This is a genomic window from Bordetella muralis (assembly GCF_965139205.1).
Classification (GTDB): Bacteria; Pseudomonadota; Gammaproteobacteria; order Burkholderiales; family Burkholderiaceae_B; genus Bordetella_A; species Bordetella_A muralis.
In genome coordinates this window covers 1-11,768 of the sequence record NZ_CBCSIU010000034.1, presented here as the reverse complement: position 1 = coordinate 11,768, position 11,768 = coordinate 1, and the positions used below count along the sequence as shown (strand labels likewise).

General features: G+C 60.3%; 7 protein-coding genes. All 7 read left to right on the top strand.

Annotation, left to right across the window (positions count from 1 at the left end; all coding sequences use genetic code 11):
* Nucleotides 1–21 precede the first annotated feature (21 nt).
* The 7 genes from ACNA0I_RS25320 (at nt 22) to ACNA0I_RS25290 (ending at nt 11,722) form a co-directional block, all read left to right on the top strand.
* Nucleotides 22–894, top strand: a complete 873-nt coding sequence (locus tag ACNA0I_RS25320) for a prepilin peptidase (protein WP_415808793.1) — start codon at nt 22–24, stop codon at nt 892–894.
* Between the two features lie 141 nt (nt 895–1,035).
* The gene (gene coaE, locus ACNA0I_RS25315) at nt 1,036–1,683 is read left to right on the top strand and encodes a dephospho-CoA kinase (RefSeq protein WP_415808792.1); all 648 of its coding nucleotides are present in this window, start codon (nt 1,036–1,038) and stop codon (nt 1,681–1,683) included.
* Nucleotides 1,684–1,723: 40 nt separating this feature from the next.
* Complete coding sequence (gene zapD, locus ACNA0I_RS25310; RefSeq protein ID WP_415808791.1) at nt 1,724–2,476, top strand: cell division protein ZapD; 753 nt, start codon at nt 1,724–1,726, stop codon at nt 2,474–2,476.
* A 120-nt stretch (nt 2,477–2,596) separates the two neighbouring features.
* Nucleotides 2,597–3,898 (top strand): MdtA/MuxA family multidrug efflux RND transporter periplasmic adaptor subunit, encoded by a 1,302-nt coding sequence (locus ACNA0I_RS25305; RefSeq protein ID WP_415808790.1) that lies wholly within the window; start codon nt 2,597–2,599, stop codon nt 3,896–3,898.
* Entirely contained in the window at nt 3,895–7,071 is a 3,177-nt protein-coding gene (locus ACNA0I_RS25300) for an efflux RND transporter permease subunit (RefSeq protein WP_415808789.1), read from the top strand. The genes ACNA0I_RS25305 and ACNA0I_RS25300 overlap by 4 nt, the downstream gene beginning before the upstream one ends.
* A complete protein-coding gene (locus ACNA0I_RS25295; RefSeq protein ID WP_415808788.1) occupies nt 7,068–10,184 on the top strand; it encodes a multidrug efflux RND transporter permease subunit in 3,117 nt (1,038 codons plus the stop codon). Before ACNA0I_RS25300 ends, ACNA0I_RS25295 begins: the two co-directional genes overlap by 4 nt.
* 77 nt (nt 10,185–10,261) lie before the next feature.
* A complete protein-coding gene (locus ACNA0I_RS25290) occupies nt 10,262–11,722 on the top strand; it encodes an efflux transporter outer membrane subunit (RefSeq protein ID WP_415808811.1) in 1,461 nt (486 codons plus the stop codon).
* Nucleotides 11,723–11,768: the final 46 nt, after the last annotated feature.

Below are 11,768 nucleotides of genomic sequence, written 5' to 3'. Positions count from 1 at the left end.
CGCGGCCGTGTTCTGATTGCTATGTGGCACACCTTTGCTATCGATCCTGTCTGGGCTGTCGCGCTGGCTACCGTGTTTGGCCTGTTGGTCGGCAGTTGGCTGACTGTAGTCGGCCATCGGCTGCCGCGCATGATGGAGCGAGACTGGCTGCAGCAGGTCCAGGAATCCCAGCAAGGGCAGCAAGACAGTCTCTCGAATGGCCCTGATGCGGTGCCCGCGCGTTCTTCCTATAGCTTGTGGCGGCCAGGTTGGCATTGCCCGCTCTGTGCGGCGCCGGTGCGGGGCTGGTGTCGCGTACCGCTCGTGGGTTGGATCCTTGCCCGCAGGCGCTGTCAATCCTGTCGGCGCAATATCGGCTGGCGCTACCCGTTGACCGAGATCCTGACCGCGTTGCTGTTCGGCCTGTGTGCATGGCGTTTCGGGCCCACGCCGATTGCCCTGTGTGCCATGGGGCTGTGTGCGGCGCTGGTGGTGCTGTCCTGGATCGATTTGCAGACCAGCCTGCTGCCCGACGCGATCACCTTGCCTCTGGTGTGGGCCGGGTTGCTGATCAACCTCAATGGCGCGTTGGCGCCTTTGCCGCTGGCGGTGCTGGGAGCGGCGGTGGGCTATGTTTTCTTGTGGCTGTTGTTTCACATGTTTCGTTTGCTGACAGGTCGCGAGGGCATGGGCTATGGCGACTTCAAGCTGCTGGCGGCATTGGGAGCTTGGTTCGGCTTGGCGGCGCTTCCCTCATTATTGTTGGTAGCATCGCTGACCGGGGTGCTGGCCGCCGGCTGTCTGCGCCTCACAGGCCACGCGCAACGAGGCCAGGCATTGCCTTTCGGTCCCTACTTGGCGCTGGCAGGGATTGTGGCATTGTTTGCGGTGGCTGGGCGCTCTGCGTGGTTCTGAGCGCGCGGCGTGGCACGCCATCGCATGCTGAAGGCTTGGGCGTTGCTGCCGGACATGCCTGCAGCGTATGCTGTCCTCGAGCATGCAGGCCCGTCGCTTACCGGGCCCTGGTAATGACCAAGACTCTCTGGGTGATTTAGTATGTACAAAATCGGCTTGACCGGCGGGATTGGCTCCGGCAAGACGCGGGTGGCCGATATGTTGGCCGAGTGGGGCGCAGCGTTGGTCGATACCGATGCCATTGCCCATGCCCTGACTGCACCGGGTGGTGAGGCGATGCCCGCTATCGTCGAGGCGTTCGGGATCGAGGCTTCTACCGCTGAGGGGGCGTTGAATCGTGCCTGGATGCGGGACTTGGTATTTCGGGAACCGCAGGCTCGTGCGCGCCTGGAAGGCATATTGCATCCCCTCATCGGGCTGCATACGGAGCGTGCCGCCGCACAAGCCCAGGGCGTGTACCTCGTGTACGTCGTGCCGCTATTGGTGGAATCCGGGCGTTGGCGCGACCGGGTCGATCGCATCTGCGTCGTCGATTGCGATCCGGAAACCCAGGTTGCCCGGGTGCAGGCACGCAGCGGGCTGACGCCAGAAGCTATCCAGCGTATCATGGCGGCACAGGCCGCGCGGGATACACGGCTGGCGGCAGCGGATGATGTCATCGTGAACGATGGTGCGACCACTGCAGAACAGTTACGCGCGCGGGCAAAGGCTCTGCACGACCGCTGGAGCCACATGGCGGCGGCATCGCGCCGGCCGCACCGTAATGGTGTGGACGGCTTCCCTGAATAATCCGGCCCACGGGCCGATCACCGACAGGCCTGTAGCAAGCGTGATTCTTTTCGAATATCCATTTAACGAACGCATCCGAGCCTACCTTCGGCTGGAATATCTGTTCGATAGGCTTTTCTTTTTCGCCGGCGAAGGCGAACCCCATCATCACCAGATCGCTGTCTCGACCTTGTTCGACATCCTGGATGCCACCGAACGGGCCGACGTCAAGACCTCCGTACTGCAGGACCTCGAACGCCAACGCATGGCGCTGGTCGCATTGCGTGATCATCCAGGTGTCGCGCAGGATGCCCTGGAAGCCATGCTGGGCGACATGGAGCGTACGGTCAGCGCGTTGGCCGGCCAAGGCCGTGCTGGCCAGCCTTTGCGCGAAAACGAATGGTTGATCAGCCTGCGCGGCCGCCTGGCCGTTCCCGGAGGCGCCACCCAGGTCGATATGCCGTCCTACCATGCGTGGCAACACAAATCCGAGGCAGACCGTGCCGCCGATCTGCAAGCCTGGATCGCTCCGTTGCGGCCTCTATACGATGCGGTCGCCATGGCGCTGCGTTTGCTGCGAGAGTCAGGGCGCCGCACCGATATCGTGGCTGAGCAGGGCGGTTATCAGCAAATGCTGGCGGGCAAACTATTCCAACTGTTACGCGTCTGGGTGGACCCCGCCCGCGGCGTTTTTCCGGAAATCAGTGCTAACAAGTACATGATCTGGATCCGCTTCTCGTCCCAGGACGGCGATGCCAAACCCCAGCAAGTGGCAAAAGACATCGAGTTTCAGATGTCGCTTTGCAGCGCCTAGCGTTTCTGGACGGATCTGATATCTGTTGCGGCGTATTTCAGTTCGGCTGTGAGGACATGGCAATTCGACGGACTTAGGGGACAATATCGGCTCTCGACGTCCGTCTGTGCTTGACCTCCTATGCCTGAAAGCCGATCTGCTACGCCTCGCCGCAAGACCCCATGGGTTGTCATCATCCTGCTGGCAGTCGCCGCTATCGTCGCATGGTGGGTTTTTTACAAGCCTGCCGAGCAGAAGGCTTCTACACAAGCTACGCAACGGGCCAATGACGGCGGGCGTGGTGCGGGCGGCGGGATGCGCGGCATGGGGGCGGGCGCGATGCCGGACACGCCGGTACGTGTCGCATCGGCGTCGACGCAGAACATCAATATCGTACTGCGCGCCTTGGGCACCGTGACCGCGTACAACACCGTGACTGTGCGCAGCCGCGTCGACGGGGAATTGATCCGGGTAAATTTCAATGAGGGCCAACGCGTCAAGGCGGGGGAACTGCTGGCGCAGATCGATCCACGCCCCTACGAGGTCGCATTGGCGCAGGCTCAAGGCCAGCAACAACAGAACCAGGCTTTATTGGCGAATGCACGGCGCGACTTGCAGCGTTATCAGACGCTGTTCAAGCAAGACTCTATCGCGCGTCAGCAGCTCGATACGCAAGCGGCATTGGTCCGTCAATACGAGGGTACGCAGAAAGTCGATCAGGCTGCCGTCGACGATGCTCAACTGCAATTGAGCTATACCCGCATCACCGCGCCGATCAACGGCCGTTTAGGCCTGCGCAAAGTCGATCCGGGCAATCTGGTGTCGACCGGGGACACCGACGGCCTGGTCGTGATCACGCAAACAGAGCCTATCGCGGTCGTGTTTTCTTTGCCTGAAACGCAATTGCCAGAGGTGTTGGCGCAGGTTCGGCAGGGCCATACTTTGCAAGTGCAGGCCTACGATCGTGCTGATGAAAAAGTGATTGCCACAGGACAACTGGAGACCGTCGACAACCAGATCGACATCACTACAGGTACCGTCAAGCTCAAGGCGCGTTTCGACAACAAGGATGATCTGTTATTTCCCAATCAATTCGTCAATGTGCGGTTGTTGGTGCAAACACGCGACGATGCGACGGTGATTCCTACCGCCGCCGTGCAGCAAGGGTCGGCAGGGCCTTTTGTGTTCCTGATGCGTGATGACAATACCGTCGAAGTCCGGCAAGTGCAGTTGGGACCCATCAACGGTGACCGCGTGGGGGTCAACCAAGGCCTGGTGCCTGGGGATCGCGTCGTCATCGAGGGAACCGATCGATTGCGCACAGGAGCGAAGGTAAGCATCGTGACGGGCAACGCGACCATTCCCGCGACCCCCGGTGAGGCTATGGGCGCTGGGCCATCAGGGCGTCCCGCTGCAGGTCAATCTGCAACAAAGACGCCGTGAGTCTCTCTCGTCTGTTCATTCTGAGGCCGGTTGCCACCACCTTATCGATGGTGGCGATCCTGATCGCCGGTTTTATTTCCTACCGCTTGCTGCCGGTATCAGCGCTGCCCGAGGTCGACTATCCCACGATTCAGGTGGTGACCCTGTATCCGGGTGCGAGCCCGGATGTGATGACCTCGTTGGTGACTTCGCCTCTGGAACGCCAATTTGGCCAGATGCCGGGTCTGAATCAGATGTCGTCGACCAGTTCGGGCGGCGCATCGGTGATTACGCTGCAGTTCAGCCTGGACCTGGCTCTGGATGTGGCCGAACAGGAAGTGCAGGCGGCGATCAATGCCGCGTCAAATCTGCTGCCCAGCGATTTGCCGGTGCCTCCCGTATATAACAAGGTCAACCCGGCTGACGCGCCCGTCATGACGTTGGCCATCAGCTCTCCGACCATGCCGCTGCCGCAGGTGCGCGATCTGGTCGATACCCGGATGGCGCAAAAGCTCTCGCAGGTGCCGGGAGTGGGACTGGTCAGCGTGGCCGGCGGCCAGCGGCCCGCTGTTCGTATTCAGGTCAATCCCATTGCGTTGGCCTCGACCGGCATGTCATTGGGGGATTTGCGCACTGCTGTGGTGGGCGCCAACGTCAATCAGCCTAAGGGGAATCTGGACGGGCCCGAGCGCTCGACGACGATCGACGCCAATGACCAGTTGAAGTCTCCCACCGAGTACAACGATCTGATCATTGCCTATCGGAATAACGCGCCGCTGCGTCTGTCCGATATCGCGACTGCCGTGCAAGGCGCCGAGGATGTTCGCCAAGCGGCCTGGGCTGGCGGCAATCCTGCCATTCTGTTGAATGTACAGCGGCAACCCGGCGCCAATGTCATCGACGTGGTGGACCAGATTCGCGCCATGATGCCGCAGTTGCAAGCATCGATGCCTGCAACACTGGACCTCAGCGTGGTTTCTGATCGAACCCAGACGATCCGTGAGTCTGTGGCGGATGTGCAGTTCGAATTATTGCTGGCCGTGGCTCTGGTCGTGATGGTGACCTTCGTCTTTTTACGGAGCTTGACCGCCACGGTGATCCCGAGCGTAGTGGTACCGCTGTCGTTGGTGGGCACCTTCGGCATCATGTATCTGGCGGGCTTCAGTATCAACAACCTGACGCTGATGGCACTGACGATTGCCACCGGGTTTGTGGTGGACGATGCCATCGTCATGATCGAGAACATCGCCCGGCACCTGGAGGAAGGCGAAACACCGATGCAAGCCGCGTTAAAAGGCGCTGCGCAAATCGGCTTTACTCTGGTGTCGTTGACCTTCTCGCTGATCGCCGTACTGATTCCCCTGCTGTTCATGACCGAGGTCGTGGGCAGGTTGTTTCGCGAGTTCGCCATTACCTTGGCGGTGGCGATACTGATTTCACTGGTGGTGTCGCTGACGTTGACGCCGATGATGTGTGCGCGCCTTTTGCGTCCGGAATCGGAGCATCGCTATGGACGCTTTCACCGGACGACGGGAGCGTTTATCGATAAATGCATCGCCGGCTATGACCGTACGTTGCAATGGGTGCTGCGCCATCAACCGCTGACACTGCTGGTGGCGTTGGGGACATTCGCACTCACCGTGCTGCTGTATATCGCGATCCCCAAAGGTTTCTTTCCGCAGCAAGACAGCGGCATGATTCAGGCGATCACTCAGGCACCGGCCTCGATTTCGTTTACGGCGATGGCCAAACGCCAGCAAGAGGCCGCACAAATCATTCTGCAGGACCCCGACGTCGAGTCCGTGTCGTCGTTCATCGGCGTAGACGGCACCAACGCCACGCTGAACAGCGGCCGCATACAGATCGCGCTGAAACCAAACAAGGAACGCGATGCCGATCTGGCGACAATCAGCCAGCGATTGCAGGACGCCTTGGAAGACCATTTCGGATCGCCGGGAACAACAGGGTCTGGCCGCGACGTGTCAGGGGCTGCGCCAGCTGCCCACGCCGCCGCGACGACGCAACCGCCGCTGACGGTATATATGCAGCCGGTACAGGATCTGACCATCGAGGATCGCGTCAGCCGCACGCAATATCAGATGACGTTGTCCAATCCTGACATTGACGTGTTGGCCGAGTGGGCCCCCAAATTGGTCGAGCGTCTGTCTGCGCTGCCGGAAGTGACGGACGTGACCCACGATCTGCAAAACGACGGTTTGCAGACTTGGGTCGATATAGACCGCGATGCGGCGGCACGTTTGGGAATCACCACATCACAGATCGACGAGGCGCTGTACAACGCCTTTGGCCAGCGGCTGATTTCGACCATCTTTACGCAGTCCAATCAATATCGCGTGGTGCTGGAGGTCTTGCCGCAATTCAGCAAATCGCCTGAATCCTTGAACCAGGTGTACCTGACATCCGAGTCGGGTACCCAAGTACCTCTGTCGACGGTGGCGCACATTTCAGAGGGGCACACCATGCTGGCGATCAGCCGGCTGGACCAATTCCCGATGACAACGCTCTCGTTCAATCTGGCGCCGGGCGCATCACTATCGGGTGCGGTCGAGGCGATTACTGCCGCAGAGGCGGAAATCGGCATGCCGGCAGGCATCGAGACGCGTTTTCAAGGAGCCGCGCTGGCATTCCAGAATTCGTTGTCCAGCACGCTATGGTTGATCCTGGCTGCGATCGTCACGATGTATATCGTGCTGGGGGTGCTGTACGAGAGCTATATCCACCCGATCACGATTCTGTCGACCTTGCCCTCGGCGGCGGTGGGTGCCTTGCTGGCCTTGATGATCAGCGGTACGCAGCTCGATATGATCGGGATCATCGGCATTATTCTGTTGATCGGGATCGTCAAGAAAAACGCGATCATGATGATCGATTTCGCGCTGGAGGCCGAGCGCAAGCGCGGACTCGCGCCGAGGGCCGCCATACACGAGGCTGCCCTGCTGCGTTTCCGTCCGATTCTGATGACGACGCTGGCGGCATTGTTTGGCGCATTGCCCTTGATGCTGTCCACGGGGACCGGGGCCGAGTTGCGTCAGCCGTTAGGTCTGGTCATGGTAGGCGGACTGTTGTTGAGCCAAGTCCTGACGCTCTACACGACGCCGGTGATTTATCTGATGTTTGATCGTCTGTCGCGACGAGGCCGGGACCGTGCGCGTGTCGCAGCGGAGCAGCCATGATTCTGTCGGCGCCGTTCATCGTTCGTCCGGTTGCCACCGTACTGTTGTGCCTGGGGATGGTGCTGGCGGGCGTGCTGGCGTTTCGCCTGCTGCCTGTCGCGCCGCTGCCCCAGGTCGATTTGCCCATTATTTCTGTGTCGGCCAGTTTGCCGGGCGCGAGTCCCGAGACGATGGCCTCCAGTGTGGCTACGCCGTTGGAGCGTTCTCTCGGCAGCATTGCCGGCATTACCGAAATGACCTCGCGTAATTCGCAGGGGTCCACACGCATCACGCTGCAATTTGACCTGAGCCGTGATATCAACGGTGCCGCCCGCGATGTACAGGCGGCCATCAATGCGGCGCGATCGCTTCTGCCCACCGGGATGCGCAGCAATCCGACCTATCACAAGGTCAATCCCTCGTCGGCGCCCATCATGGTGTTGGCCATGACGTCGGGCACATTGAGCCAGGGCAAACTGTATGACCTGGCCTCGACCATCGTGGCGCAAAAGCTTGCGCAGGTAAATGGCATCGGCGAGGTCACCGTAGGCGGCAGTTCCTTGCCCGCGGTGCGCGTCAATTTGATTCCCGGCGCATTGTCCAGTCGCGGTGTGTCGCTGGACGAGGTGCGCACGGCGTTGAGCGAAGCCAACGCCAACAAACCCAAGGGCATGATCGAAAGCGACGAGTATCACTGGCAAATCATGGCCAGCGACCAGCTCGATCGCGCCGAACAGTATCGGCCCTTGATTGTGGCGTGGCGCGATGGATCCGCTATCCGGCTATCGGACGTGGCGACCGTCGAGGACTCGGTCGAAGATCTGTTTCAGACGGGCTATTACAACAATCGTAATGCCATTCTGATCATCATGCGGCGCCAGGCCGACGCCAACATCATCGAGACGGTAGAGGCTGTGCGTGCGCAATTGCCGCAGCTCGCGGCGCTCTTGCCAGGTGATGTCGACCTGACCGTGGCACAAGATCGCACGCCCAGTATCCGCGCCTCATTGCACGAGGCTGAACTGACGCTGGTGGTCGCGGTCGGCCTGGTGATGCTGGTGGTGCTGCTGTTCTTGCGGCATTGGCGTGCTGCCCTGATCCCCAGTGTGGCAGTGCCAGTCTCGTTGATTGGCACCTTCTGCATCATGTATTGGTGCGGCTTTACCTTGAATACCATTTCGCTGATGGCGTTGATCGTGGCCACCGGCTTTGTGGTGGATGATGCCATCGTGGTGCTTGAAAACATCATGCGGCATATCGAACGTGGAGCGTCGCCATTGCGGGCGGCCTTGCGGGGATCGCGTGAGGTCGGCTTCACCGTGCTGTCGATGAGCCTGTCGCTGGTGGCTGTGTTCATCCCGATCCTGTTGATGGGCGGCGTGGTCGGCAGGCTGTTTCGCGAGTTCGCCGTGACCTTGTCGGCTTCTGTCATGGTATCGATGGTCGTGTCGTTGACATTGACGCCCATGATGTGCGCCCGCCTGTTGCGTCAGCAGGCCCTGGAACAGCGAGCTCCAGGCCGGGTGTCGCGGATGCTCGAGTCATTCTTTGAGGCATTGCTGCGCGGCTATCGTCGTTCGTTGTCCTGGGCGTTGACGCATGGGCGTTTGATGCTGGTGTTGCTGGCGGTGACTATCGGGCTGAACGTGTACCTGTACGCTGCCGTGCCAAAGGGATTTTTCCCGCAGCAGGATACTGGGCAATTGATAGGGATTTTTCGCGTGGATCAGGGCACGTCGTTTCAAGCCATGGTCCCCAAGCTCGAGTATTTCCGCAAAGTCATCCTGGCCGATCCGGCGGTGGCGAGTATTACGGTTCACGCGGGCGGCCGCGGCGGCAGTAACAGCAGCTTCATGATGATCCAGCTCAAGCCGCAGGATGAGCGGCAAGCCGGCGCGGTCGATGTCGTGAATCGCCTGAGAGGGCAATTGCAGAGTACGCCGGGCGCGCGCGTGTTCTTGATTCCGCAGCAGGATATCTTTGTCGGCGGCGGGCAGGGGAGCGGCTCATACGACTACACGCTGCTGGCCGGAGATCTGTCATTGCTGCGCACCTGGACACCCAAGGTCAGGCAGGCCATGGCCGCGTTGCCCGAGCTGACGGATGTGGATTCCAGCGTTGAAGACAAAGGCCGCCAGGTCAATTTGATCATTGATCGCGAGGCGGCAACCCGGCTGGGCATCAACATGTCCGATATTTCAGCGGTGTTGAATAACTCGTTCAGCCAACGCCAAGTTTCCGTAATGTACGGGCCTTTGAACCAGTATCGCGTCGTGTTGGGGGTGGATCAGCGCTTTGCCCAGGATGCCGAATCGCTCAAGCAGGTGCATGTCATTACGAGCGACGGGTCTCGTGTGCCATTGGCGGCCTTTGCGCGATTTGAAATGGGCAATGCGCCATTGAGTGTGCAGCATAATGGTCTGTTTGCTGCTGACGAAATCTCTTTCAATCTCGCCCCGGGTGTGTCACAAGACCAGGCAATACGTGCGATCGATGCTGCGGTCGCGCGCATCGGGCTGCCTTCGGATCAGATCCAGGCCGGCTTTCTCGGCACGGCCGCGGCGCAGCAGGCCTTACAGAGCCAGCAGCCATGGCTGATTCTGGCCGCACTGGTCACGATGTATATCGTGCTTGGGATTTTGTACGAGAGCTTCGTGCACCCCTTGACCATTCTGTCGACGCTTCCGTCGGCCGGTATCGGCGCGCTGTTGGCGTTGATGCTGGTAGGCAGCGAGTTCACGGTCATCGCCTTGATTGGGGTGTTTTTGCTGATCGGCATTGTCAAGAAGAACGCCATCATGATGGTCGACTTCGCCTTGGATGCGGAGCGTAGATTGAATCTGTCGCCGCGCGATGCGATTTTCGAGGCCTGCCTGACGCGATTCCGGCCCATTATGATGACCACGATGGCGGCAATTTTCGGCGCGCTGCCATTATTGCTGGCTACCGGGGCCGGTGTAGAGATGCGCCAGCCTCTGGGGGTGACGATCGTAGGTGGTCTGATCCTTAGCCAGGTTTTGACGCTGTACACCACGCCTGTGGTCTATCTTTATCTGGACCGCTTCCGTTTATGGGCCCGCCGCCGTGCTGCACGTCGCACGATAGGCTCACAACCTGATGTAGAACGCCAATGAGTCGCGCATCATTTTTTTCCTTATCGTTCCGGCTTGGCCGATTGGCCGATGTACGCTTGCCGCGTTTGACTGCGGCCATGACGTGTTGCGCCCTCTTGGCCGCGTGCGCGGTGGGGCCGGATTATCAACGTCCCGAGATCGATGTGGGCGAGGGATACAAGCAAGCGCGCGATCCGGCGGCAGCACCGTCCAACCCTTCGGCGCCGGGTAGCGACGCTCAGGGTCAGCAGCCCCATGGCGCCGTCCAAACCGACGGCTGGACGCCGGCGAAGCCGCAAGACATGGCTGAGCGTGGCGCATGGTGGCAGATTTATGGCGACACCACCCTGAATGGTCTGATGGACCAGTTGAACGCGTCGAATCAGACCATTGTGCAAGCCGAGGCCAACTACAGGCAGGCACAGGCTCTGGTACGAGGCGCGCGCGCCAGCTTTTTCCCTACTGTCGGGACGAGTGCCGGCGCGACACGATCGGGATCGGGTAGCGGTTCTACCAGCAGTACGGGCAATGATTACGATCTGAGCGCGTCGGTCAGTTGGGAAGTAGACATCTGGGGGCGAGTGCGTCGCCAGGTCGAGGCCAGCCGCGCTGAAGCTCAAGCCAGCTTTGCGGATTTGGCGAATACCCGCTTGAGTACGCAGTCGTCGCTTGCGCAAAACTATTTTCAATTGCGTGTGCTGGATGAGCAAAAGCGTTTGCTGGAGTCGACAGTCGCGGCCTATGAGCGCTCGTTGAAGTTGACGCAAAACCTCTATGACGCGGGCGTTGTCGGTAAATCTGATGTGACGGTGGCGTTGGCCCAATTGGAGGGCACGCGCGCCCAGTTGGTGGATCTGGAATGGCAACGTGGTCAGTATGAGCATGCAATCGCCGTGCTGATCGGCCTGGCACCATCGCGCTTTACGCTCGCAGTTCAACCTTTTGCTCAGGTGATTCCGCAGATCCCTGTGGGGTTGCCATCGCAATTGCTGGAACGCCGTCCCGACGTCGCGTCGGCTGAGCGTTTGACGGCGGCGGCGAATGCACAGATCGGCGTGGCGCAGTCGGCGTGGTTTCCCGATCTGACGTTAAGTGCCAGTGGCGGATTTCGCAGCGGCGAGTTTGCGCAATGGCTGACGGCACCGGCGCGTTTCTGGTCCCTGGGGCCGGCATTGGCGTTGACCTTGTTCGATGGCGGCGCACGGGAGGCTCAATTGGAACAGGCCCGCGCAGCCTACGATGCCCAGGCCGCTGCGTATCGTCAGACGGTATTGAGCGCCTTGCAAGAGGTCGAGGACTATCTCATCCAATTGCGGGTGATGGGGCAAGAGCAAGTGGTGCAGCATCGGGCACTGGAGGCGGCGCGGGAATCGTTGCGGTTGGCTCGCAATCAGTATCAGGCTGGGACGATTGACTATCTGGATGTGGCTACGTTGGAAACGGGGGCGTTGAACAGCGAACGTACGGCGTTGACGTTGATGGCTAATCGGTTGACGGCTAGCGTGCAGTTGATTGCTGCGCTCGGTGGGGGGTGGGAAGGGGGTTTGGCTGGAGAGTGAAGGTGTTTTTGCGTGAGTGTGGGGTTCTATTGGTCGTGGGGGGGGG